Source organism: Chryseobacterium sp. NG-CE01 (assembly GCF_055695505.1).
In genome coordinates this window covers 3,364,037-3,387,952 of sequence record NZ_CM146369.1, presented here as the reverse complement: position 1 = coordinate 3,387,952, position 23,916 = coordinate 3,364,037, and the positions used below count along the sequence as shown (strand labels likewise).

At 37.5% G+C, this 23,916-nt stretch carries 22 protein-coding genes; 10 read left to right on the top strand and 12 right to left on the bottom strand.

Translation table 11 applies throughout. The annotated features are described in order from the left end of the window. Nucleotides 1-11 precede the first annotated feature (11 nt). The 4 genes from ACYT6F_RS15760 to ACYT6F_RS15745 form a co-directional block, all read right to left on the bottom strand. Entirely contained in the window at nt 12-617 is a 606-nt protein-coding gene (locus ACYT6F_RS15760) for a restriction endonuclease subunit S (protein WP_472598579.1), read from the bottom strand. A gap of 703 nt (nt 618-1,320) precedes the next feature. Next, on the bottom strand, nt 1,321-2,889 hold the full coding sequence (locus ACYT6F_RS15755) for a type I restriction-modification system subunit M (RefSeq protein WP_472598578.1): 1,569 nt from the start codon (nt 2,887-2,889) through the stop codon (nt 1,321-1,323). A 101-nt stretch (nt 2,890-2,990) separates the two neighbouring features. Beyond that, complete coding sequence (locus ACYT6F_RS15750; RefSeq protein WP_472598577.1) at nt 2,991-3,317, bottom strand: hypothetical protein; 327 nt, start codon at nt 3,315-3,317, stop codon at nt 2,991-2,993. 21 nt (nt 3,318-3,338) lie between these two features. Next, a complete protein-coding gene (locus tag ACYT6F_RS15745; protein WP_472598576.1) occupies nt 3,339-3,599 on the bottom strand; it encodes a helix-turn-helix domain-containing protein in 261 nt (86 codons plus the stop codon). Between the two features lie 828 nt (nt 3,600-4,427). Between ACYT6F_RS15745 and ACYT6F_RS15740 the strand changes: the two genes are divergently transcribed. After that, a complete protein-coding gene (locus tag ACYT6F_RS15740; RefSeq protein WP_472598575.1) occupies nt 4,428-5,243 on the top strand; it encodes a DUF6597 domain-containing transcriptional factor in 816 nt (271 codons plus the stop codon). 79 nt (nt 5,244-5,322) lie between these two features. After that, on the top strand, nt 5,323-5,805 hold the full coding sequence (locus ACYT6F_RS15735; RefSeq protein ID WP_472598574.1) for a DUF6265 family protein: 483 nt from the start codon (nt 5,323-5,325) through the stop codon (nt 5,803-5,805). 53 nt (nt 5,806-5,858) lie between these two features. On the opposite strand, the gene ACYT6F_RS15730 is transcribed toward ACYT6F_RS15735, so the two are convergent. The 3 genes from ACYT6F_RS15730 to ACYT6F_RS15720 all read right to left on the bottom strand — a co-directional run bounded on the left by ACYT6F_RS15730 (nt 5,859) and on the right by ACYT6F_RS15720 (nt 9,052). Then, entirely contained in the window at nt 5,859-6,350 is a 492-nt protein-coding gene (locus tag ACYT6F_RS15730; protein WP_472601129.1) for a DUF421 domain-containing protein, read from the bottom strand. Between the two features lie 214 nt (nt 6,351-6,564). After that, nucleotides 6,565-7,203, bottom strand: coding sequence for a hypothetical protein (locus ACYT6F_RS15725; protein WP_472598573.1), 639 nt, complete (start codon nt 7,201-7,203; stop codon nt 6,565-6,567). A gap of 142 nt (nt 7,204-7,345) precedes the next feature. Continuing rightward, the gene (locus ACYT6F_RS15720; RefSeq protein WP_472598572.1) at nt 7,346-9,052 is read right to left on the bottom strand and encodes a helix-turn-helix domain-containing protein; all 1,707 of its coding nucleotides are present in this window, start codon (nt 9,050-9,052) and stop codon (nt 7,346-7,348) included. A 269-nt stretch (nt 9,053-9,321) separates the two neighbouring features. On the opposite strand from ACYT6F_RS15720, the gene ACYT6F_RS15715 reads away from it, so the two are divergent. The 3 genes from ACYT6F_RS15715 (at nt 9,322) to ACYT6F_RS15705 (ending at nt 11,752) form a co-directional block, all read left to right on the top strand. Continuing rightward, on the top strand, nt 9,322-9,750 hold the full coding sequence (locus ACYT6F_RS15715) for a MauE/DoxX family redox-associated membrane protein (RefSeq protein ID WP_472598571.1): 429 nt from the start codon (nt 9,322-9,324) through the stop codon (nt 9,748-9,750). 279 nt (nt 9,751-10,029) lie between these two features. Further along, nucleotides 10,030-10,344 (top strand): hypothetical protein, encoded by a 315-nt coding sequence (locus ACYT6F_RS15710; protein WP_472598570.1) that lies wholly within the window; start codon nt 10,030-10,032, stop codon nt 10,342-10,344. A 361-nt stretch (nt 10,345-10,705) separates the two neighbouring features. Next, nucleotides 10,706-11,752 carry a serine hydrolase domain-containing protein gene (locus ACYT6F_RS15705; protein WP_472598569.1) on the top strand — a complete coding sequence of 349 codons (1,047 nt, stop codon included), beginning with the start codon at nt 10,706-10,708 and terminating at the stop codon, nt 11,750-11,752. Nucleotides 11,753-11,971: 219 nt separating this feature from the next. Here the strand turns inward: ACYT6F_RS15705 and ACYT6F_RS15700 are convergent, their stop codons facing one another. The 4 genes from ACYT6F_RS15700 to ACYT6F_RS15685 form a co-directional block, all read right to left on the bottom strand. After that, nucleotides 11,972-13,357 (bottom strand): RagB/SusD family nutrient uptake outer membrane protein, encoded by a 1,386-nt coding sequence (locus tag ACYT6F_RS15700; protein WP_472598568.1) that lies wholly within the window; start codon nt 13,355-13,357, stop codon nt 11,972-11,974. Between the two features lie 24 nt (nt 13,358-13,381). Further along, entirely contained in the window at nt 13,382-16,561 is a 3,180-nt protein-coding gene (locus tag ACYT6F_RS15695) for a SusC/RagA family TonB-linked outer membrane protein (RefSeq protein ID WP_472598567.1), read from the bottom strand. Nucleotides 16,562-16,722: 161 nt separating this feature from the next. Beyond that, entirely contained in the window at nt 16,723-18,021 is a 1,299-nt protein-coding gene (locus ACYT6F_RS15690) for a TlpA family protein disulfide reductase (protein ID WP_472598566.1), read from the bottom strand. Between the two features lie 143 nt (nt 18,022-18,164). Continuing rightward, nucleotides 18,165-18,578, bottom strand: coding sequence for a hypothetical protein (locus tag ACYT6F_RS15685; RefSeq protein WP_472598565.1), 414 nt, complete (start codon nt 18,576-18,578; stop codon nt 18,165-18,167). Between the two features lie 632 nt (nt 18,579-19,210). Between ACYT6F_RS15685 and ACYT6F_RS15680 the strand changes: the two genes are divergently transcribed. Further along, complete coding sequence (locus ACYT6F_RS15680) at nt 19,211-19,513, top strand: hypothetical protein (protein WP_472598564.1); 303 nt, start codon at nt 19,211-19,213, stop codon at nt 19,511-19,513. 346 nt (nt 19,514-19,859) lie between these two features. Here ACYT6F_RS15680 and ACYT6F_RS15675 read toward each other — a convergent pair whose 3' ends face one another. Further along, on the bottom strand, nt 19,860-21,305 hold the full coding sequence (locus tag ACYT6F_RS15675) for an RNA repair transcriptional activator RtcR family protein (protein WP_472598563.1): 1,446 nt from the start codon (nt 21,303-21,305) through the stop codon (nt 19,860-19,862). A 96-nt stretch (nt 21,306-21,401) separates the two neighbouring features. On the opposite strand from ACYT6F_RS15675, the gene ACYT6F_RS15670 reads away from it, so the two are divergent. The 4 genes from ACYT6F_RS15670 to ACYT6F_RS15655 all read left to right on the top strand — a co-directional run bounded on the left by ACYT6F_RS15670 (nt 21,402) and on the right by ACYT6F_RS15655 (nt 23,852). Next, complete coding sequence (locus ACYT6F_RS15670) at nt 21,402-21,554, top strand: hypothetical protein (RefSeq protein WP_472598562.1); 153 nt, start codon at nt 21,402-21,404, stop codon at nt 21,552-21,554. A 50-nt stretch (nt 21,555-21,604) separates the two neighbouring features. Further along, nucleotides 21,605-21,877 carry a hypothetical protein gene (locus ACYT6F_RS15665; protein ID WP_472598561.1) on the top strand — a complete coding sequence of 91 codons (273 nt, stop codon included), beginning with the start codon at nt 21,605-21,607 and terminating at the stop codon, nt 21,875-21,877. A 6-nt stretch (nt 21,878-21,883) separates the two neighbouring features. Further along, the gene (locus ACYT6F_RS15660; RefSeq protein ID WP_472598560.1) at nt 21,884-22,906 is read left to right on the top strand and encodes a CBASS cGAMP-activated phospholipase; all 1,023 of its coding nucleotides are present in this window, start codon (nt 21,884-21,886) and stop codon (nt 22,904-22,906) included. 76 nt (nt 22,907-22,982) lie between these two features. Continuing rightward, nucleotides 22,983-23,852: a cyclic GMP-AMP synthase DncV-like nucleotidyltransferase gene (locus ACYT6F_RS15655; RefSeq protein ID WP_472598559.1), complete on the top strand. Its 870-nt coding sequence runs from the start codon at nt 22,983-22,985 to the stop codon at nt 23,850-23,852. Nucleotides 23,853-23,916: the final 64 nt, after the last annotated feature.

Below are 23,916 nucleotides of genomic sequence, written 5' to 3'. Positions count from 1 at the left end.
ATCCCAATCTCTTAAATAAAAAGATTTTGTAATAAATACTTTTTCTGATTTTCGTATTGAATTAACAATTCTGTTTCTATATTAATTTTCTCATCAAAAATTTTTAAAAAATGTGCTATTTCTCTTTGCTCTTCTATTGTTGGTACATTTATTTTAATAGTTTTTATATCAGATGAATTCACTGAGGTGAAAGTACTACCTTGTTCAAAAGAAGACCATTTATTTTCAAAGTATAGTAAAAACTGGTAAATAAATTCTGAATCAGATTTTTCATTACTTTTGATAGCACAAACTCCACGCCCTATACAAGCAAAATGTTTTGATTTTGCAACATAACCTACAGGAGCACGTACGGTTAATATTATATCTCCAATATCACACGTCTTTGTAATTTGGCTTGTAAATTGTCTCGGTTGTGAAAATCTTTGAACAATGTCTGCATTACCTTGAATTAAAGGTAATCCTTTTTCATCAGTGTTATAGGCAGATGAATCTGGAGATTGTCCCATTAGAATTGCAGAGATATCCCCTAATGTCTTTTCTTTCCATTTGCTGATATATTGCCGATTAATTCTAAAGTTTTGAGTAAAAAGATTATGAGAAAGTTTTAATTTCATCTTACAAGTATCCTCAATTATTTTCTTTTGGGTTTGGATATGAGAGTCAACTAAAGTAATAAGTGATGAGATTTTTTGTTGTTCTTCAGGATTATTTGGAATGAAAATTTGTAGTTGGTTTATAATCTTATTTGAACTATGACGAACAGTAGAATTCCTTTAATAGAAGTTTCTTCACTTCATTAGCTGCTTTTAAATAGTCTTCTGTTTGAAAATAGTAAAACAACCAATTTTTCAGTTTTAAATCTTCAATAATAAGTTTTATAATTCTCTGATTTAGCCATACTTCTCCATCTTCTTTTTTTAACAAAAGTGGTTTTCCTAAAAGCTCGCAAGAAGGGGTTAAATCTGTAAGCAAAATCAGTAAATCTCCCTCCTTACATATTTATACTGTTTTGGCGGTTGCTCTTGTAATAAATTTAGAAATATTATCATCGAAATTTCCGTAGCCATATTTTGTGAAATTTTTCGAAGATATACAAGGTTTATTCCCATTCCAATAAAATATCTCGCTTTGATGAAATAGCAAATCCTGATCCTGAAAAAGTTTGGATAAGCTCCTCACAATTTCCTCTCTTCCCATTCCCTTTCAAACCCTGGAAATCGTAAATTAGGAAAATTCTTTACACTTTTATTTTCTTCTGTCATCTTGATTATTTATTTGTTACAATTCTAAGCCTTGAGGATTTTACTAAGCTAAAAATTAGCTTACTAATCCTAATTCTTTCAAATAAACTTCAATTTCAGAATCCAGTTGAGAACGCTTTGCTTCAAGCTCCTTAATTTCTGCCATTACCGCCTGAATATCAATTTCCTCTTCTTCCTCAAAAGTATCCACATAGCGAGGAATATTTAGATTGTAATCATTATCTGCAACCTCCTGCAATGTCGCTTTATGACTGAATTTTTCAATTACTGTACGGTTTTGATAAGTGTCAACAATTTTATTGATATGAGCATTAAGCAACACATTTTGATTTTTCTGCTTTTCAAACTCTTTGCTTGCATCGACAAATAAAATGTCTTCATCAGCTTCACGGCATTTTTTAAAGACCAAAATACAGGTAGGAATACTTGTTCCGAAGAAAATGTTGGAAGGTAAACCAATTACTGCATCTAAATAGTTCTTCTCTTTAATCAGATATTTTCTGATAACTAATTCGGCAGCACCACGGAACAGAACGCCGTGAGGCATTACGACAGCCATAATTCCGTTTTCATCCAAATGATGAATCATATGCTGAATAAACGCAAAGTCTGCTTTTGAAGAAGGCGCTAATTTTCCGTATTGTGAAAATCTTTCATCCAACAAAAGCAATTCATTAGAACTCCATTTTGCAGAAAAAGGAGGATTCGCTACAATCGCATCAAAAGTTTTATCAAGATGTTGTGGTTTTTCAAGGGTATCTTCCTGACGGATATCAAAGTTGCTGTAATTAACACCGTGAAGAATCATATTCATCCTTGCCAGATTATAAGTCGTACGGTTCATTTCCTGACCGTAGAAATCGCTTACTTTTGCTTCACGGGCAACACGCAAAAGTAAGGAACCACTTCCGCAAGTTGGATCATATACACATTTTAACTGTGATTTTCTGCTCGTAACAATTCTTGCCAAGATAGTAGAAACCTGTTGAGGCGTATAGAATTCTCCTGCTTTTTTACCAGCTCCACTTGCAAACTGTGCAATCAGATATTCGTAAGCATCTCCTAAGACATCGGCATTGGTATCCGATAAATTGAAGTCAATATCATCCAAATGATACAGGACTTTGGAGATTAATGTATTTTTTTCATCTTCCGTTCGTCCTAATTTTGCAGAAGTCAAATCTAAATCATCGAAAAGTCCTTCAAAATCATCTTCACTGTTTGTCCCTAATGTGGATTGCTCAATATTATTAAGGATTTTAGAAAGTTCAGCTAAGATAAAATTAGATTTACCTTCCTGTTTCTGATGTCCTTTTTTGGCAATATTACTGAAAAGTTCCGAAGGTTTCAGGAAATATCCTAAATCTTCAACGACTTCTTCATAAATGGCTTCTACAATTTCCTTTCCTTCTTCAGTATTTTCATCAACATCATTGTAATCAACATCTTCACCTGAATCTAATAAAATTTTGTTAGCCGTAAAATGTATTTTCTCGGAAAGATATTTATAAAAAATAAATCCTAAGATATAATCGCGGAATTCATCCGCATCCATTTTACCACGTAAAGTATTCGCTATATTCCAAAGTTGCTGTTGTAGCTGGCGTTTCTGTTCTTCTGACATTTTAAATCCTAAAGGTTAATTCCCAAAGATAAAAAATGTTAAATGTATAAACCCTAAAAATAGCTATAAATATTAAATCGATATTGGAAAAGTAATAAAGATTATTTATTTCGTCTTTGTTTACCAACCTTCAACTCCCCACCAAAATCCAACATCACCACCTGACTTCCCTGAAACGGATTATAAGACGGCTGATAATCAATATAGCCCGAAGAATGGAGATTCTTCAGGCATTTATGATAGGTGGCTTTTGAGCGGATTTTACTGATGCGCATCACTTCATCGCGGGAAATACTGACCGGATTTCGGAAACGGCTGAAATTCCAGAACTGGAATAAGGCTAAATAGAGGCTGATGTGTGATGGGTTGAGCGTATGATCCTGAGCCACCTTTTCATAGAAAACTGTAAGATGTTTGATATAATTCATTGGTTTCGGTATTGTGAAGTATCATTGCTTCTTCTTCAGCATTTCTTCAATGTCTTTGTAATTGTAATATAGTGTTCCGCCAACCCGGGTGTAAGATAAGCTTCCATTGGTGCGCAGGTTTTGCAACGTTCCGGAAGAAATTTTCAGAAGTGATTTGACCTCTGAGGAGCGGAGCCATAATTTCTGCTGGGAAATCTTAATTTGAAATAGGTTTTGTAGGTCTTCTAGCAATTCGGCTTTAAATTCCTTGAGGTCTTCTTTGGTGATTAGGTTGACTATCATAGTTACTTCATTTATGTTTTTGACTAAATTTTCTTCTACAAATTTGAAACATCAAAAGCGTGAAAACAATAGTGTTAAAGGGACTTGGGCTATAAAAGAATAATCTGGATTTCTTTGTAATCTTTGGAGATTAAAAAAGAATAATCTGGAATATTATACCTGATTTTAGAAAAAAGACGAGTCCCGAAGTCTTTCCCCTTTTTGCAAAAAAGGCAAGAGGGCTTTTGGATGTACAACTTGAAAAGTTTGTATATACAAAGACACATCTTGCAAAGCAATACTGCTCTTTTTTTCAGAGCTCTTAAAAAGATTTTATTTAACTGATTAACAATTATTTACACTAATTGCTATCGAAAAGAAAAGGAAGCGGAACGGTAATGAATTTAAGGTTGCTCAATTTTTGAGCAGCATTGACAATACTCTGCTCAATTTTTACGCAGGTTGTGAAAGAAGCTGCTTAATTGTTGGGTCAGGTCGGCGTTTTCTTGTAACATTTTTAAGCAGGTTTTAAAATGAGGTGCGCAATTTTTAAGCAGGGGTATGCGCTGCTATATTTTCTTAAATGAAGCTAAGAAATATGGATGCTCAAATTTTGAACACAAAAATAAATACCCTGCTCAATTTTTACGCAGGATTGGTGTTGGGTTGCTTATTTTTTGAGCAGGTTTTAAAATAACCTGTACACTTTTTACGCAGGTTTCCAGTTGACCTGTATTTAAATTACGCAGGTTGATGATGGAATATTCAATTAATCTCTTATACGAAGATTGATTATATTTGAATTACTTTGAAGTTTTAAAGTGGAATAACTTTCAGCAAAAGAAGCCAATGAATTACCATACATTTGAACCGGATCAGGACTTGACAGCATTTATCAAATGTTATTGGACATTGGAAAGCCCGAAAGAAGAAACGCCTGAAAAACAAACCATTGTTCCTGACGGATGTATGGAGATGATCTTTCATTATGGCGATCTATACAAACAATATTTAGATAATGGGAACAGCATTATCCAGCCCAGATGTTTTGTCATCGGACAACTGACACGGCCGCTGGAAATTGAGCCGACCGGCGAAACCGGAATCTTCTCCGTTCGCTTTCATCCGGAAGGATTCTTGCCTTTTACCACTACTCCCATAAAGGAGATGGAAAATACCGCCGTTTCATTGGACAAGATGTTTGGAAAGGACGGACAGGAAATTGAGCAACAAATCTTAAATGCCAGTTCCACTTCGGAGAGAATAAAACTTATTGAAATATTTTTACTTAATCGACTGACCGACATCGAAAACATTGACCGTATTGTAAAATCAACGGTTGAAACGATTATGACAGCCAACGGGCAACTTTCGGTGGAAGAATTATCTAAACATACCAAAGTCAACCGAAGACAATTGTTACGCAAATTTTCTTCAGCCATTGGCCTAAGTCCAAAACAACTATCCAAGACGTTTCGATTGCAGGCTGCCCTCAAAATGTTGCTAAACGACCAGTTCTCCAACCTCTCAGAACTGGCGTACGAAAACGAGTATTACGACCAGGCACACTTTATCAAAGAGTTTAAAGAATTTACAGGATCTACGCCCAAAGAATTTTATGGCAATCACTTAAAGATGTCCTCGCTTTTTTACGGAACGGATTAGTCTTGTCCCATTTTTACAATTTTAGTTTTCAAAAACATTGCAACTTTGCCAAATGATAATTATTCAATGAGCTAAAATTATGAAAACAGGAGCAAAATTTTTTATTACAGTAGTAAGTTTGATTATTCTTAATGCTTGGACAATAAAGCAGAAAAAAGATATTCAAAAAGCTGAATGGCTCATCGGCACTTGGGAAAATAAAACCAGGAAAGGCAGCATCTTTGAAACCTGGACCAAGGCTCGCAATAACGAATTTTTGGGGAAAAGTTATAGTATAAAAGACAAAGACACAATCGTTTTTGAAAATATCCGACTACTGCAGGAAAATAAAAAGTTGTTTTATATTCCGACTGTTAAAAATCAAAATGAGGGTTTACCTGTCCGTTTTGCTGCTAAGAGCATTTCAGAAAATCAATTGGTCTTTGAAAATCCACAACACGACTTTCCGCAAATCATCGCTTACACAAAAATCACTTCCGATTCATTGATAGCAGAAATTTCAGGAAGAAAAAACGGACAGAAACGCATACAAACCTTTCCAATGAAAAGAGTGAAAAGGTAAAAACGTAGATAAGCTTGGTCAATTAAAATTCAAATATATAACGGCAAAAGTTTCTATAAATCACTACCTCCTTGACCGTCAGGGATATCAAGATCTTCCAAAGAACTTTTACCACCCGGAGTATCTGATTTTTTGATGACACTGATCTCTCCATTGAGCTCGATGACAATTGCCAAAACATCACCTAACTTTTCAATTCCGTCCTGACGTACTACTGCGTTGATCTCATCAACCGTTATGGCCTCGGTGTTCATATTGTCTTTGAGGTATTTGCCTTTATAAAACAGTAAGCGTGGAGAGGAATTGATCAGGTGCTCCATCTTATCGGACGTACTGGCCAATTTCGCAAACAGGTATTGTAATGCTATTATCAGAAATAAAACCATTACACCTTCTGCTAAAGGAACCATCGCAAGCATCATATAGGCCAAGGTGGAACCGAGAGCAACCGTAACCACAAAATCAAAAGCGTTGAACTTTGCTAGGGTTCTCTTTCCGGAGATCCTGATAAAAAGGAATAGAATGACAAAAGAGGCAATCGTCATCAATGCGACCTGACCAAGTTTTTCCCAATTTTCAAACAACAAATCTTTCATTTCCTATTTTTATCAGTAGTGTTGATAAAATGATGCCAGAAATGATCTTGATGGGAACGAGCTTCACACAGATGTTAAGTTGTTTTTCGACTCTATGTGAACCTGTAGTGCTATTGTAATGTTTTTCTAACTTTTGGTTTGAACTTAGTGAACCCAAAAAGTCTCAGACTTTTAATTTTAAAAAATGCAAATCATTAATTTTGTCCCACTTAAAAGTATAATCTTGTTTAAGTGTTATATCTGGACCAAAAGGTTTTGCTGTTTTATATTGCAAAATCTTTCCTGCTTTATACTCCTTATTGTTCCGAAAGTCAAAATCTGCTGTATCCAATGAATAATTGTCTTGATCGAAATAATGGGAATGGTCAGTTGCTAGAATAAAATAACAAAGATCTATATCGTGGCTTTTGTAGAGTTCAAGATTTGAAATATCTTTAAATACATCATAACGATTATTTGGTTCTCTGTGGTTTTCTTTTTTGAAAAATTTCAGTTCAATAGCAGCTTTTGTCGAGTTGTCATTATCTTGATATTTTATTAACAAGTCAACTCTTGCTCTATTTGTTTTACTTTTAATACTAGCTCCATTCAATGAAATATACGTCTCAAACTCAAGGTGAAATTTATCAACAAGGCGAAACTCATATAGTTGGCCAATTGTCTTGAGAATATGTCCAAACTCCATTTGAAAAGCGCTTTCATTCCTAGCTGTTAGCCCACCAAATGCAAGTTTGTGAGTCAACAGTTTGTATGCTGTCTCAATAATTTCTTCGGTTAGTTTAATTTGATTTTCTTTTAGCATTTATAGAGATGTATATCATATTGTTAAAACTAAATTTATTTAGAACACAGTACTCAAATTTACATATTATAAATTACGCCAATCATCTTCGCATTGTAAAAGAAGTATCGGTGTAAGCTTACAAAGCATTTATTTCAAATAATCAATTCTCTTCAATCTCCTTCAATCTCTTATTTATAAATTCTATGGGTCTCATTCCATTAACTTCAAGAAAATGGGAGGAAAACAACTGTCGGCTGGACATTCCACATTCTTTGGCTAAATCTTCAACTTTGTACAGCAGAAACTTTTTATTTTCCATAAGAAGATTGGTAATGTAACCGATTCTTAAAGTCTTCAGATACTGCGTGAAAGACATTTTCAGATGCTCGTTCAGGACGTAAGACAATTGGGAATGGTTTCTGCCAAACATTTTGGCAACCTTTGGTAAAGTGAGATTTTTGGTAAGAAATTGCTTCTGCTCTTCAAACTTTTCAAGTTTAGCTTTGATATCTTCAATAACTTCCGGGCTGAAAGGCTCTTTTTTATTGGAAGGAATGGGCATTGTCACAACAAGATCATCCTGATTTCTCATTCTTTCCAGTAATTCATAATACTTAATATCAATCCTTTTCTTTTTCATCCGCCGCCGGTAATACAATAGAATAAGCAACATAATAATGAGCGTTATAGCTGCAGCAATAGTCAATAGATTAATATTATTACTTTTCTTTTTCAACAATCGTTTGCCCTGTAGTAATGGAATCCTGTCATATTCGTGATAGATTTTTGATGCCATCATTGGAAAATCGGCAATGAGAATTGAATCCATTTTCAATAGCTGGTCGATATAATATATTTGCCCATCAACATTACCATTTTGCTTTGCATCATCAAGAAGATATTGATAATTTGAGCGGATCTCGGGGCTTATGAAATGGAACTTATGAATCATAGAATCTACTTTATTCAGGTAACGCAAAGATTCCGTCCTGTTTTCTTGGAGCCAATATGCTTTTCCTAAATAATAGTAAACCATTGTCAATGAACCGTAATCCTGATTATTAAGTAAAATATCACGTGATAGTTTTAAATGTTTTAAGGCTTCATTTTTATCTCCTTTTCTCAAAAGCTGTACGCCTTTTCCTGTTTGCAAATAGCCGTATTCTAATAGATGGTCGTTGATATTTTCCAGTTTTTGCAAACCCATATCAATCAACGAATCTTCCTGACTGTACAAACCTAAATTTCTGTAACAGATGCTAAGCCGATAAATGCTGTTAAAATATCCCGCTTCATTATTCAGCCTGGTGTTGGAATCAAGATTTTCTTTGAGGCTTTTCTCAAAATATCTCGCTGTATTTCGGAAATGGCCGGACGCTTCCTGATAATCACGCAGATAACTTTTTACCATTCCGAGGTGATAGACAACCTTGTTTTTCTGATAATCGTTGTCTGAATTTTGAGACCATTGATAAGCTTTCAGGTATTGCTCCAAAGCCTGTTTATACTGTCTTTTGTTGTAATAATAAATGATTCCTTTTCCGAGGTAAGACCTTGATATGACATCCGGTACTTTTGCTTGCAACGCCACAGAAATGGCACTGTCAGCGTAAGATAATTTGCGGTTTACATTTTTAGTATAAAAGATGGCTTCTTCATAACCGATGATTTGCTTATTAAGGCAATGCTCTCTTTTGGCTTTTTCGATATAGCGGTTTACAAACACCATTGCTTGTTCATCATTTTCAGAATAACCCTCATACAAGTCTGAAATTGTCTTGTATGTCAGTTTTTCAGAATCCTGTGCCATCATAAAGAAGGACAATAGATTGAAAATCAGTAGTAAAATCTTATGATAATAATTCATAACAATAAGATATACTCAAATTTACCGGAAAAATCCTTTTAAAATCACTTGTAGGAGCCAATGTCTTGATAGAAATCACAAAAACGACACAAGTATTTTACTTTCAGTTATTTAAAAATAAAAACAGTGGTAAAAATGTATCATTTGTTCCTTCTAAAATATAAATCGTTCCCACGATTTCTTTTAACAACGTTGCATTCACTGTAATTTAGTCTTCAGAATTCAAGGCGAATAACCGGAAGAAAAAATTTAGAAAACTAATAATGATTATGAAAAAGTCGAAACCAAGAATCGCAGAATTCATCAGCTGCTTTTTTATCCTGCTGTTTTGTTATGCCGCTATCAGTAAATTACTGGATTTTGAAAACTTTCAGAATCAAGTTTCAGCATCACCATTGTTGAACGGATTTTCGCAATTCCTGCCTTACACTTTGATTATTGCTGAATTTCTAATCGCAGGATTGTTATGCTACCGGAAAACCAGAACTACAGGATTGATAGGAAGCTTTATTCTTATGATTGTTTTCACGGTATATATCGCTTTACTGCTAAGTGAAAGTAAAAATCTCCCTTGTTCCTGCGGCGGAATATTGGAGAAAATGAGCTGGCATCAGCATTTATACTTCAATATCGGCTGTATAATTCTTTCTGTTATCGCATTAAGTTTAAATCTAAAATACAGCAGGCCTGCTGAATAAGTATGTTACCGTAGTTGCCTACGGATGATTTTGACTGAATTTGCTATGAATGTTCAACCTTAAAATTAGACAGCCGAAAGCTGTTTAAACAACCGACAATTTTTAATGTATTTACCAATCACAATTTGTCCGGGAACACAAAGAATACGGTATAATGGTACGACAAGTTTTTAAAACTATGGGTACAATGAGTAATTTTTACCGGTTCGTCCGTACTTTCCAGACAGGTTTCTAAAGTTTTTAAGGTAATCTTTTTTGATGTATAAAAAGACCGGAATTATGAAACTTAATCAAATTTTGAAAGCCAATGCGGTTGCCATTGCTGCCGTGATATTCTCAGGGGCTGTGATGTCGTTTAAAGTGATGGAGAAAAAGTCTGCTGACAAACAGTATTTTTACAACAGCAGTGATGTGTCAGAAGGCGCATTCGCTGAAGTAGCCAACTGGCAGGAAGGCACAAGCCCATCCTGTATTACGTCAGGAAACAGACCTTGTTCAATGACCGTTCCGGAAGGAAGCAGCCTGAATGATGTGATTGACGGACTAACCAATGCTCAGGTTCTCGCGATTCACCCAAGTGAAAGAAGACCTTAACTAATCAATCCTTAATAATGCAGGGCTGGAAATTTTCCAGCCCTGTTTTTTTCTTATAGTGAAAAGAGCGGTTTTCATAGTAATTTCATTGCCAACGATTAAGAATTTTATCAATGCCAGTTTGATTGTAAAAGTTGCATAAGCAGCAACAATCATTGGTCCAGTAAAAGAACTGTCTACTAACCATTCAGAATAAATTCCAAATAACTACGGAATTTGACAAATTAACAGGGCTGGAATCATATAGATCATTCGCTTAAAAGAATAACGTTGCGCAAATTTCCAATTTACTTCGTTCTCATAATGTAACAAATTGATTATTACGATTGTCATTAGTGTAATGAACCAATAAATATTTCAAATGAAAAAGTCATTTCAGGTCATCAAGATTGTATTACTTCTTTTTGCAGTATTATTTTCAAAACAGATGATCGCTCAATTAGCGGCGACTGATAATCAATTAAGGACACCTTTGGATTCATTGGTTCAGCGTTCCGTTTCTACTTTTATGCAGAATAATTCGAGAGTCGGTATTTCAGTAGGTATCATAAAAAATGGGAAGAAGTTTATCTATAATTACGGCTCAACCCGGAAAGACAAGCAAGATCTTCCGACAGAACATACCATATACGAACTAGCTTCTATTACAAAGACATTCGGTGCTATGCTACTGGCAAAGGCCGTTCTTGACAAAAAGGTAAACCTGAATGATGATATAAGAAATTATCTGAAGGAAGATTATCCTAACTTGGAGTATAACGGAACACCAATCACTTTGCTGAATTTGACCAATCTTACATCGGGACTACCCAATTGGATACCGGATAAAGATATTTTTGGCAAAGCTGATCCGGATGCTATACCTTATATTTTAGATTCTGTACACACGATTTACAGCAGACAGGATCTTTACAGGGATCTTCATCAGGTCAAATTAAAGGTTTTACCAGGAAGTGTTTCTAGGCACTGTAATACTGCAGCACAGTTGCTGGGATACATAATGGAGAATGTTTATAATGATAATTACGAAAATCTTCTGAAAAAATATTTTGCAAAGCCATTAAAGATGAAAAATACCTATCTGCTAAAATCCGGAGAAGTCCCATTAAAAATGGCAAAGGGCTATGACGGTAAAGGGCGAATAATGCCGGTGATTGATTGGGAAGACCTTAGAGTGGCAGCCAGCATAGCATCTTCTACTGCGGATATGTTGAAATATATGGCTTTCCAATTGAATGAAAAAGATCCTGTTGTATCTCTGAGTCATCAGCCCACTTTTGGCAAGATCGAGGATGGTGCCATTGCACTTAACTGGAAAGTAAAAAAACAGATGACGGCAGGAGAAGCATCTCACATACAGGAGGAAGCCTTGGATTCAGCAGCTATATGGTTTTCTATCCTGACTTGAATTCCGGTATTGTTTTGCTATCTAATGAAGCCGACCAAGGCAAACAAAATGAACTGATTAATTTGGCAGATAAGATAATGGCTCCTATAACGCACGGATCAACCGGAAGGTAAGATTTATCCGTGGTCTCATTTACATTCACCCAAGTGAAATAAGACCGTAACAGATCAATTCTTAACAAAAACAGGGCTGGAAAATTTCCAGCCCTGTTTTTGCTGTTTATCTCGGATTCTGTGGCATTCCGCTCAAGGTGATAATGTCTTCCGGAATGGCGATCGCATAGCGAGGGTCGTTCGGTGGTAATATATAAGTTTGACCTTTCACCGTTCTTGTCAGTGTGATATTAGCCCCATCGCGGTTATACCGTTTGAGGTCTGGCCATCGGAGCCCACGGATCAGAAGTTCTTTTCGCCGTTCTTTCAGAACAATATCCAAAGCCTGTGCTTGTGAACCGGCAGTAATCGGAACAAAGGTTCCTGTTTTCCACCTTTTGATAAGCAAGGCATTAAGATAAGCGATACCTTCCTGGATTTTATTCAACCTAATTTTACACTCAGCCGCCATCAGATACAGCTCGTCGGTAGCCACACTTACTATTGGGCCATTGGCATTATTGTAATACGCCTTGAACAATACTTCATTGGCTGCATTCTTCCTGAAAAATATGGTTTTCCGAAGATCATTATTATCGTACATCTGGTAAATGTGGTCAGGGATCTTGGCCGGAATCAGATGGTATTCATATTTCATCGCTGACCAAAGGAGAACCTCTTTGTTCAGTTCCGCAACAGGATAATCTGCATTAGGATTCAGGGTATTATAATCCATCAGCTCACTGCCAAGATTCAATGCCGCTTCCGTATTGCTGAGCGCTTTCTCATAATCTCCCATAAAAAGATAAGTGCGGGCTAACAGACCATAAGCCGCTACTTTTGAGATCCGCATTCCGGAAATCTGCTTTGGTAACAATAATGGAATGGCCGTCTGAAGGTCACTGATGATCTGCTCATAGGTCTGCTGTACCGATGACCGTACTGAAGGAATATTCATATCCGGGTCGAGTCTTAGCGGAAGCCCCAGGTCTGTTCCTGCGGTTTGAGGATCATAAGCCTTACACCAGATCTGCGCAGCATCGAGGTAGCGGAAAGCACGCAATGCCAACGCTTGTCCTCTGATGTTATCGGCCTGCTCGCCGGTATAGTTCTTATCCTTCATATTAAAAAGTACGGCATTGCAGACATAGATGCTCCGGTAGCAGGCTGACCAGTCATTTCCTGATGAAATGGGCGTAGCCACATTGTTCGGCATCCAGTTGTAAAGCCTTTTTGACGCCTCGAAGCTTAACGCATTATAATCTGCATCCGTCAGGTAGTAGTCATCCGAGCTGGTCTCACCGCTGGATGCAAAATCCACATTCAGAAAACCATAATTATTGAGCAGCATCTGATTGTCTTCCAGCTTATCTGGCGTGGCCAGCTTCAGGTCTGATTTTTCGTCTAAAAAATCATTGCAGCTCAAAGCGGATACTATCGCAGATAATAGCACTGATGATTTAAGGAGTGTTTTTATTGTTCTTACTATGTTGATTGTGATAATCGTTTTCATATCTCTGATTTTTTCATTTTATATTTAAAATTTAGCTTTTAGCCCTAAGGTGTACATCACAGGCGGCTTCACCACGTTGCTGCCCAGATTAAAATCAGGGTCGATCACGCTTTTGCTTTCCTGCCACAGGATTCCCAGGTTGCTGATATTGGCGTAAAGCTGTAAGGCTTTAAGTGGCATTTGCTGCCACTGTTTTTTGCTGATCTCATAACCCAGGTTGATGTACTGCAGACGGATATGGTCACCTTTTTCGATAAGAGCCGCTGAACCTGCATAGAAGGCATCCCGGTTGGAGTTGGTCTGGTACTGGTTGGAAGGCACATCCGTAAATGCCTCATCCCCGGGTTTCTGCCACCGCAGAGCATAATCGCTGTGTCCGATCCAATCTTTAAAAAGGCTGGTGTAATTGATCGAAGGCCTTCTGAAATAATACCCAAATTTGTAGGTGATTCCTACATCTAAATTGAATTGCTTATAGGAAAAGGTATTGGTAAATGAACCGTACACCGTAGGAATCGCAGAACCGAAATATTGCAGGTCTTTCACATCAGCGCCCATCATCTTAGCGTAATCCTTACTGACCTCACCGTTCAGATAACCTCTGGGGTCACCATTCTGCGGATCAAGCCCTGCCCACCGGTAAGCGAATATGGAATAGACCGGCAAGCCTTCAATTCCTGAAATGGGAACGCTGGACAGCACAAAGTTCCGGGCAATGCTACTGCTCGGATAATATTTTGTCACCTTATCCTTGTACGTACTGAAATTAGCCGTGGTCTGCCATCGGAATGCTTTATTGATGTTGATCGTCCTTAATTCCACATCAACGCCGTTACCTTCAATACCTGCCACATTCCATACAAGACTTGTCAATCCTATGGTATAATCCAGCGGAACCTGCCCGAATAGGTTTTCTCCTTTTTTACGGAAATATTCTACAGAGCCGGAGATCCTGTTGTTGCTGGTTGAAAAATCCAGTCCTGCATTGATCATTCTGACCGTCTCCCAGCGAAGCTGAGGATTATAATAGTTGTCAAATCTTGCCATCTGCTCCTGGGTGTAGGTGGAAACACCGAGTATGGCCATTGTCGTTACAGCGACCATTGCGGGGTTGATATTCCCGTTATAGCCGTAAGAACCCCTGAGCTTCAGCTCAGGAAGCCAGCTGAATGGATAGAACTTTTCATTAGAAACATTCCAGGACAGTCCTGCCGACCAGAACGGATTCCACTGGTCATTGGTCTTGAGCCCGAACAGGTTGCTGGCATCTCTTCTGGCACTACCGGAAATAGTATATCGGTTATCGAAAGTATAAGCTGCATTGGCATATACGGATACAAAACGGTTGTTCGTCTCACGCAGGGCATTCAGATTATCGATGAAAGATGTACCACCGGTGATCAGCAGGTATTTATTCTTAAAGTCCACGGTACCGAATGAAAGGTTATTCGGATCATAGCCGTAGTATCTGGTATTGGCTGACTGGGAATTGGCATCTCGGACCTCTCCGCCGGCAATGGCTGAGATTTGGTGTTTTCCAAATCCTTTGTTGAAGTTGAGCTGACCACGGAAATTGTTTATGAGCAGCTGGGAGGTTGTTTTATCCAGTATGCTTCCTTTCGGAACGTTATACGTCAGGCTGCCGTTGGAGTTGATGAACGTGAATCGGTTGACATAATCCCGGACATAATAGCTTTGTTCATCATAAAGGCTGTTGGATAGCCCGGTAGTTCTCTGGTACTGGTATTTCAGATCAGCTTCCAGTCCCTTCAGGATCTTGTAGTTCAGCCCCGCATTGAGGATGATCTCCGAGCTTCGGCCTGTTCCTGAGAAATGCTGCCAGTCGGTCAGCGGATAATAGTTCCAGTCCAATAATTTTCCATTGCCCAATCCTGATTTATAGCCCTGTTCAAAAGATTTTGAGACGATCAACGCATTGCCGTCCGCATCCGCCATTTCCATATAAGGAACCGCATTGGTCTTCATAATGATGCTTCCGTATGCACTTCTGCCATTCCTGGTTGCTGAATGGGTGAAGAAAATCCCGGTGTTCAGGGTCAGATTCTTCAGAGGTTGCCAGTTGTTCTGAAAACGCAGGTTCATCCGCTGGTAATTCTCACCGAGGTTTCCGGTGTTGTCATCGTATCCTAATGAAGAAGTCCACGAAAACTGGGGTGCGCCTCCAGCCATACTCAGTGAATACTGCCTGTTCTCCAATGGCTGGTACATATACCTTTTGAACTGGTCGCGGGAATCGATGCCTTTAAGCCGTTCAATTTCCCGCTGGACCGTTTCGTGAGAAAGCAGACCTTTCTTTTCCTTGTTGAGAAGATCGACAACCGGAGAGAGAACAGGATGGTTGGATGAATTGATATCCGTATTGTAAAAGTTCTTTTTAAAAAGCTCCTGTTCCACATCGATGAAATCTGCGCTGGAAATCACTTTGAGGTAATTCAGATCCGGTTTCGGGCTTGTCGTGAGATAGGTATTGAAATCCACCGTTATCGGCTGATTGTATTTTGCTCCCTTGGTTGTAATGACGATGACCCCGTTGGCGGCTCGGGCTCCCCAGATGCTTGCTGCGGCGGCATCTTTGAGGATGGTAATGTTCTCAACAATATTGGGATTGATATTGCTGATATCACCTTCGTACGGAAAATTGTCCACAACTATCAGCGGCGCTTTCGGTCCCTGAATCGTGCTGAGCCCTCTAATCATAATCTGCGGCGTTCCCTGGAAAGTTCCACGGCTGATAACAATCCCATTGGCAGTGGCAGCCAGGCGGTCAAGAATGTTGGTGGAGACCTGTGTGTTCAGAGCGGTCTTACCTACGGAGGAGAACGAACCTGTGGAACGCTCTTTCGGTATTTTCTGGTACCCGGTGGTCAGTACCACTTCATCGATCTGCGCCACTTTCTCTGACAGATAGATTGTCAGATGTTCTTTTAATGGCAGTTCCACAGAAAGCACCTTTTCTTCGTAACCTTTTCCGAGAATGACAAGGCTGATCTTCTTTTCGTTTGTACTGAGGTTGAATTTTCCGTTTTGGTCTGTTGTGGTGGCAGTTTTGGTATTTTGTATGGCTACTGTTATACCTTTCACTGGCAATCGGGTTGCTTCATCTAAAACGCTTCCAATAATCACCTGTTGTGCCATTACAGGCAAGGCAAAGCAGATAGTGGGAAGCATTAATAATTTCTTCATAGTTTGATATAGTTTTGAGTTAAATGTTAGTTTAGTGGAGTTCTGTAAAATGCGGTCATAATCAAAAACGTAAGCCACTGGATCGGAAAAATGTGAATCTCCGAAGCAGTGAGATCAATGATCCAGCTTGGTTGACTATGGGCAAGTGACAGATAATTCCATCATTGATTATCCTTTATGACCATCATCAATAGGTTTCGCTCGGCCTGGATCAAGTCAAGGTCATAGTGCTGAAGTTCTTTCCTGAGTGTTGATATGTCTTTAATGCCGGAAACTTCAAGATCTACATTTCCAGTATAGCCAGTCTCATCAATAAAGATTTCCTTAATGGGAATTTCACCGTTCAGCATATTGATCATATTTCTGAGCGGTGCATTTCTAAGAATGGATGGCGTCCGTGGAAAGGTGGAACGTTTTCCCCCACCTTTGCTGGCCAGCTTGTCCTTCTGACTTGTTCTTACCAGCACCAGGCATTGTACAGGTCTCTTTTCCAGTGTTACCATATAGCCGGAATAGCGGTTGATATCTTCCAGCATATACTGATAAAGTGCATCAGCCTTACTCTCAGGAATGATGAACTCGTAATTGTAAAGGTTGGAGGTGTCATTAGAACCGTCTGCTTTTTGTTGAAGCATCAGTTTTTGGGGTTCTTTGATCTCGATAAGCATTCTTTTACTTGTAAAGGATTCACGAGACTGCTTTCTGAACAATTCGAATCCGATGGCATAATATATATCCCAAAGAGGAAGATTGGTGAATTGTCTGCCATTGATCGCTCCGGATGGTGTGGATCGGAATGTTCCGCCGGAGCCTATGTCGGGAATAGGGCCTTTAGCAAAGAATGAATAATTGAGGAGCCGGATATTTCTCTGGCGGTCATAATCCACGGAAAGCATCAGTGGGCGTTTACGGTCCATCTGGATAATGGTCTGCAAGGAAGATTGCTTTCCGTCCAGGATCTCATTAATGGTCTCTTCGGTAAGCTGCGTTGCATCGGTCGTACTCAGTAGCTTTCCATCTTTGATCCAGATGATGAACGGAACACCGGCATGTGGAAAAAGCTGATGGAAATAGAAATCGTTATAAACGGATATGAGAGTATTGTGTTTCTTTCCATTTTGGGACGCAAAGAATTTTTCCAGTGCCGGCTTATCCTGGTTGCTTACCGGGAGTATCCTGATCCTGTCCCCGAACTTCTGTTGCAGGGCAATGATCTTGGGAATATTCATCAGGCAGGCACTGCACCAGGTGTTCCAGAAATCTATGAGAATTAATTTGCTTTTATCCTCAGAAAGATTTAAAGTTTTCTGCGGATGGTTGACCACAGGAAGAGAGGTTGTCCAGAAGCTGTCGGGAAGAGATTCTCCGACTTTAACAGATTTATTCTGCGCAAAGAATGTGGTAGCCGCCACAAAGGTAAAAACAAGGGACAGGATTCCCCTGCAAAAGATATTTTTCATACTTTTGAATAGGTTTTTAATAGTTATTAATTACTGATTATGCTCTTTCCGTTTGGTCGCCAAACTCTTGCGGAAAGGGCTTTCTTATCATACTAGGATAATTTCTAGGTACTGTTTTGCATTCTCTGAATTAATTTTGCTGGTTATTGATTCTTGTGGATTCTTCTTTCAAGGATAAGGTTTGCCGCATCCAGCATCTTGGTGAGATGGATGTAAGGAGCGAAGATTTTGCTCTCGGCTGCATGCGCATAATTACCCATGGAGAAATAGACTGCAATGGCTATATAGTAGTCAAAATCCCTGATGCTGTATTCTGCAAAAGCATTTTTAAATACCAAAATTGGATTTAGATACTCTTTATCCGAAAGAGAGGCCTGGATCAGTGGAGATTTTTTTTCCGGATTAGTATTCATTTCCCTAGTCAAATCCTTCATACTGATTGCATAGCAGGCCCGTACAAAAGATCGCAAGGCCTGATGAAAATGGAAGATCGCCGAAGAATCCTCATTGATCGCGGCTTTCTTTTTTCCCGCATAGATCATAATCTTGTTGAGCATTTGTTTAGCGGTGACCAGGTCGTTAAAATGAAAGAATGATTCAATAAGTTTTATCCCGGAATGTTTCCTACTGCCGGACCAAAACCGGGCTTCAAAGTCTATCCTTTTATTTTTCAATCGTTTTTGTTGGGTTCAATGACCGTAGAGGAGGAAGCCCTGGAAATCTTATGTACAAAGCTCCCTGCCCATACAAGTCAAAAATTAGTATGAATGAAAATTGTGTCCCGTGAAAGCTGTAAAGCCGCAATGGTTGCGCTGCCATTGTATCTGTCTTAATCTGATACTGTATTTTGTAAAAGCAGCTTAGAGAATTGTAGAGAGAGCGGACTACATAAGAAAATAAAACGACGTGAGTACTCTACATTATCAGCCATTGAGGTACTGGTATACCGTGGAACAGATAAGAGATAGAGACTCACGCCTAGGTCGTGAGCCGCTTACTTATCCTCTCGTTCCTAAAAATTACCAGTTTCCAATGGCGAGATTCTAAGCAATAGCTTCTAATATTCTTTGAAGTATCGCAAAATTAACAAATAATAATTTATTTATTAATAATAATGCCAAATATAAAACAAAATATCGGTACGTCAAAGCGTACCGATATTTTATTCATTAAATTGTTAATTGCATTAGTGAAAACAGAAGATGACATCAATAAAATTAAAATTATAATCTCTCTAAGAAAACTTTTAGAGAGAGGAAAGAATTTGCAAAAAAATGTTGTTGATAACAAAATCATATACAGTTATCATACAATATCTACCAATGCTTTAATTAGAAAGGCCACAGTGAACGATACGTTAAATGGAAATACATCCCCAACAGCAATAACATTAATTAGCATTATTGGAGCATTAGGTTTTACAATGGCTGATTTTGGTGAGGCCTTTGATTCCATAACAGATAAGGATATTAGAGAATATTTGAAATCATAAATGATAAATATAATCCTAACGAGTTGGGATTTTTTCTTTTTTGTAGCACACAGGATTTTATAATAATTGGAAAAATTCTGAGAAAATTTTTAGTTGATAATTCTAACAGTTTTATTTTTGTTGTTTAAATAAATCATAGCTAATAAATAGCTGGGTAACAAATTTTGCCCGCAGTAAATTTTAATATCTTAATAAGGGCCTTAGAAAAATAGATTAAGTCGAAAATTATAAGTACATTTTATTGAAGAATATCTTTGATATTAAAATTCATCTTTGCAAATCTATTTACCGTTTTTTCATAAAAAGCATATAATTCAAACTTACCTCAACACTATTAGATTTTTAATTAATTTTCTATATTATAATCTTTAATTTTTTTCTCTAATGTATTAATTACACAGCCCAATAATTTCGCTGCATGTTGTTTACTTTTCGCAATTTTTAAAACTTTTATTATGTGTAATTTTTCAACTGTTTTCAAATCCAATTTGGATTCATCAGAAGGATTTAGAAGCCTAACAGGAAGCGTATCCCTCGAAACAACCTCGTTATTAAAAACATAAAGATTTTCAATTAAATTTTCAACTTCTCGAACATTTCCAGGAAACGGATAATTTAATATAAATTGTTCAATATCTTTCTCCAAACGCAGCTTTTTAGGTCTTTTAAATAATTTTCTTTTAGATTCTATAAAAAAATCAATCAGTTCTTTCTTCTCCTTCGCTCCTCTGTCACGCAAAGGAGGAATAGTAAGTTCTGTTACAGCAAGACGATAGAATAGATCCCATCGAAAACTACCTTCTGAACATAGCTGAGGAAGATTTCTATTTGTCGCCGCTATAATTCTTACATCAATCTTCTTTTCTTTGACATCACCTATTCTAAGAATTTTCTTTTCTTGAATAACGCGCAATAAGAGCTGCTGCATGTAAGGGGAAATATCCCCAATTTCATCTAAAAAAATTGTTCCACCGTTTGCTTCTTCCAGTAAACCTTTATGATCTGTTACTGCCCCAGTAAAGGCTCCTTTTGTATAGCCAAACAATCTCGATTCCAGAAGCCCGTCAGTAAAAGCAGAACAGTTTATAGCTACAAATGGCTTTTGATTTCTTGCTGAATTATTATGTATATAACTTGCCAAGTGCTCTTTGCCAGAACCACTCTCACCAAAAATTAAAGTAGTCACCTGATCAGCTTTAGCAATCATCTCTGCTTTCGAATAAATTTGCTCCAATGAAGCAGTTATAAGATAATTCTCTTTATGATATACGACACTTTCTTCTTTAATTATACTTCCACCTGGAATTGTAGATTTTACAACATGCATATCCAATAATTCGGCTTTACCAGTTTTGGAATGCCTTTCAGGACGTACCTGATATAATTTTGTATTTAACAACCCTGATTCATGAATCAAATACCATGAGATTTGCATTGCGGAAGTACCAGGTGAAAAAAAAATATTGATTTCATCGTCTTTATATTCTCTTATCAACAAACCTTCTACTTTACTTTTTATTTGAGATATATCGATGACGTCTGTGATATCCAAATATTGTGTTTCAATCTTGCGATCAGGATATTTTTTATTCAACTCAGTCCGTAATTGTTCAATATAAATATCGGGTTCAACTCCTTTTTCAGCTGATAAGATTACATGCCTGTCATGTTTATAGAAATCCTTATGAAAATTAAATGTCGGGCCGCTTTCGTTAACTCCGTTTATCTGTTTTGTTTCTGGATTTCTGGAAAAGTCATGCATAGTTGCAATCCAAGAAAGTAATGTTTTCATATCATTTTTTGATAATTAAAAATCAAATATTGATAAAATTAATGACAAAAACAAGCTAAAAATGATAAAATTTCACTTGGCATATAATTCGCCCTAATGGCAGTAGTTAATAAAAACAAAATTGTAGAAATGACAAACAAAAAGATAATACATCGAGACGCAGGAACAGGGAAGTTTGTAAAGAAAAATCATGTAGACAAGCATCCTAAAACAACAGTTAAAGAAACAATAAAAAAATCAAATAGATAGTCGGAACAATCCGACGATAATAGGTCGTTTTAATAGTAAATTTTTAAAATATGGCAATAATAATCACTTACGATATTCCTTCCAAACATCGGGAATTCAAAGAAAAGATGTTTGAATTAGGTTACAAGGATAGAATTCCGGGTATAAAAAATTGTAAAACAATTTACTTTCCTAATACAACTCTTTATCATGCGAGCAAATCAGCGGAAACAGCAAGAGAAGAAGCAAGAACAATTGTCCAAGTATTGGGCATAACGTTAGAAAGATGTGTTTCAACAATCTGGAATGATTGGGCAGCAGTCTGCGGAGAACCATTTAAATAATAAATTATGGACAAAGAAGTGAGTAAAAAATTCAAAATACTCTCTATTGACGGAGGCGGGATAAGAGGTCTTATCCCTGCCAAAGTCCTAGCTGAATTAGAAGAAGAATTGCAAAAGAAAGAACCCAGCAAGCCACTACATGAGCATTTCGATCTTATCTGTGGAACATCAACAGGAGCTATCCTTGCAATAGGCATTGCGTTAGGCATACCAGTAAAAGAACTGGCAAAGTTTTATGAAAATCATGCAAAAATTATTTTTCCAAGATTTGTCTTTCGCTTTCTACCCCGAAAAAGCAGAGCATTCTTTAATGCTATCTATAGCAACAAGCAATTGCTAAAAAAGCTTAGAGAAGTCTACGCAGAAGCAAATGATGGCAAGGATCCGCTCATGAACGACCTTAAAAACAAAGTCTGTATTCCTGCATTTAACGGAAATGACGGTGCTATAAATGTGCTCAAAACTAAACATCATCCGGAATACAGGAGAGACTATAAACTTCCAGCATACCATGTAGCAATGTCGAGTGCCTCTGCACCCGTATATTTTCCGCCCCATACTTTTTCATTTAAGAATGAATTTGGAGAAGGAATTAATATCAACATGATTGATGGCGGGATATTCGCCAACAATCCCGCATTGATAGGCGTGTTTGAAGCAACCGACAAGCTGAATATCTCCATTGGGGATATAGCGGTCCTATCTTTGGGTACAGGTCAGGGAAAACAAATCATAAAACGCACATGGCGTCCAAAAAACGTGTTCGACTGGCTATTTCCCAATCCTAAGCTGGTAGACTTAGTACTGGATACACAAGCACAGATTACAGAACAATATTTACTCTTTCTACAGCGAGCATTAGGCAAAATAGGCAACACATTCAGCCATTTGCGCATCCAGCATGATATGAAAGGTGACAATATTGAACTCAATTCCTCCAAACAAAAACACATAGACCGTCTGAAGTCTATCGGTGAGGAATTAGCAAAAAACAGATTAACAGAAATTTTAAACTTTTTAAAGCAATAACAAAATGGCAAACTGTCACAATTTATTTCAGGAATATCATAGCGATATCTCCATAGGTTCAAAAAAGAACGAGAGAATGAAGAATTCGAAAGAGGGTCTTCGTAAAAGAATCAAAACTTGGTTTAAAGAAAATCATCCGGATTACGTGCCCTATTTCTATATACAAGGTTCTTATAAAATGAAAAACGGGATTCGTACAACAGAAGACATCTGCGACCTAGATGATGGCATCTACTTTTTTCGGGAGCCAGATGTTTCTGCGTCAACCCTCAAGGAGTGGGTAAGACAAGCCGTCGATGGTTACACAATTACACCGCCAGAAAATCGCAAAAAATGTGTCCGCTCTATTTTTGCCGACGATTATGAAATAGACCATCCAGTTTATTACAAAATAGACGGACAGGAATACAAAATCGCAGTAAAAGATTTTGGTTTTGAAGATAGTGATTCAAAAACAGTAGTGGATTGGTTTTTATCTAAAAAAGACAAAGAGGGTCGATTAATACGAAGCATTAAATACCTTAAAGGATGGGCAGACAAACAGAATTTTAAAATGCCAAGTGGACTAGCATTGACAATCCTTGCAAGCAATGCAAAAGAAAAAATTGCATTGAATGAACGTGATGATATTACGGCACGTGACATTTTAAAGGAAATCAAAAAAGCTTTAAATAATAAATTTGAATGCATCGTCCCAGCTGTACCTAATGATGATTTGCTTGAAAATTATCCAAACCAAGAAAAATTCTTAGAAATTCTAGAAAAATTCATAGCAGATGCAGACTCAGCAATTCGGGAAACGAACCAAAAAGAAGCTAGCAAACTGTGGCGTAAACATCTCGGAGACAGATTTCCTCTCGGAGAAGACAAACAAGAGAACAATTCACGTAGTTCAGCGGCAGCAGCGGCAGGAGCAATCACATCCTATCCGTTTGGTCATGAATAACGCATACATCCGATTTTTACAAGAAGCTAAAGAAGCCATAAGCAATTTTCCCGACTTACACCTA

Bases quoted from the DNA above. Each gene is read 5' to 3' on its own strand.
- ACYT6F_RS15695 (WP_472598567.1), bottom strand. From the start codon at position 16,561: ATGAAGAAATTATTAATGCTTCCCACTATCTGCTTTGCCTTGCCTGTA.
- ACYT6F_RS15690 (WP_472598566.1), bottom strand. From the start codon at position 18,021: ATGAAAAATATCTTTTGCAGGGGAATCCTGTCCCTTGTTTTTACCTTT.
- ACYT6F_RS15665 (WP_472598561.1), top strand. From the start codon at position 21,605: ATGGCAATAATAATCACTTACGATATTCCTTCCAAACATCGGGAATTC.
- ACYT6F_RS15730 (WP_472601129.1), bottom strand. From the start codon at position 6,350: ATGACGATTGCCTCTTTTGTCATTCTATTCCTTTTTATCAGGATCTCC.
- ACYT6F_RS15760 (WP_472598579.1), bottom strand. From the start codon at position 617: ATGAAATTAAAACTTTCTCATAATCTTTTTACTCAAAACTTTAGAATT.
- ACYT6F_RS15735 (WP_472598574.1), top strand. From the start codon at position 5,323: ATGAAAACAGGAGCAAAATTTTTTATTACAGTAGTAAGTTTGATTATT.
- ACYT6F_RS15660 (WP_472598560.1), top strand. From the start codon at position 21,884: ATGGACAAAGAAGTGAGTAAAAAATTCAAAATACTCTCTATTGACGGA.
- ACYT6F_RS15685 (WP_472598565.1), bottom strand. From the start codon at position 18,578: ATGCTCAACAAGATTATGATCTATGCGGGAAAAAAGAAAGCCGCGATC.
- ACYT6F_RS15725 (WP_472598573.1), bottom strand. From the start codon at position 7,203: ATGCTAAAAGAAAATCAAATTAAACTAACCGAAGAAATTATTGAGACA.
- ACYT6F_RS15720 (WP_472598572.1), bottom strand. From the start codon at position 9,052: ATGAATTATTATCATAAGATTTTACTACTGATTTTCAATCTATTGTCC.
- ACYT6F_RS15715 (WP_472598571.1), top strand. From the start codon at position 9,322: ATGAAAAAGTCGAAACCAAGAATCGCAGAATTCATCAGCTGCTTTTTT.
- ACYT6F_RS15710 (WP_472598570.1), top strand. From the start codon at position 10,030: ATGAAACTTAATCAAATTTTGAAAGCCAATGCGGTTGCCATTGCTGCC.
- ACYT6F_RS15745 (WP_472598576.1), bottom strand. From the start codon at position 3,599: ATGATAGTCAACCTAATCACCAAAGAAGACCTCAAGGAATTTAAAGCC.
- ACYT6F_RS15700 (WP_472598568.1), bottom strand. From the start codon at position 13,357: ATGAAAACGATTATCACAATCAACATAGTAAGAACAATAAAAACACTC.
- ACYT6F_RS15655 (WP_472598559.1), top strand. From the start codon at position 22,983: ATGAAGAATTCGAAAGAGGGTCTTCGTAAAAGAATCAAAACTTGGTTT.
- ACYT6F_RS15740 (WP_472598575.1), top strand. From the start codon at position 4,428: ATGAATTACCATACATTTGAACCGGATCAGGACTTGACAGCATTTATC.
- ACYT6F_RS15675 (WP_472598563.1), bottom strand. From the start codon at position 21,305: ATGAAAACATTACTTTCTTGGATTGCAACTATGCATGACTTTTCCAGA.
- ACYT6F_RS15670 (WP_472598562.1), top strand. From the start codon at position 21,402: ATGGCAGTAGTTAATAAAAACAAAATTGTAGAAATGACAAACAAAAAG.
- ACYT6F_RS15755 (WP_472598578.1), bottom strand. From the start codon at position 2,889: ATGTCAGAAGAACAGAAACGCCAGCTACAACAGCAACTTTGGAATATA.
- ACYT6F_RS15750 (WP_472598577.1), bottom strand. From the start codon at position 3,317: ATGAATTATATCAAACATCTTACAGTTTTCTATGAAAAGGTGGCTCAG.
- ACYT6F_RS15705 (WP_472598569.1), top strand. From the start codon at position 10,706: ATGAAAAAGTCATTTCAGGTCATCAAGATTGTATTACTTCTTTTTGCA.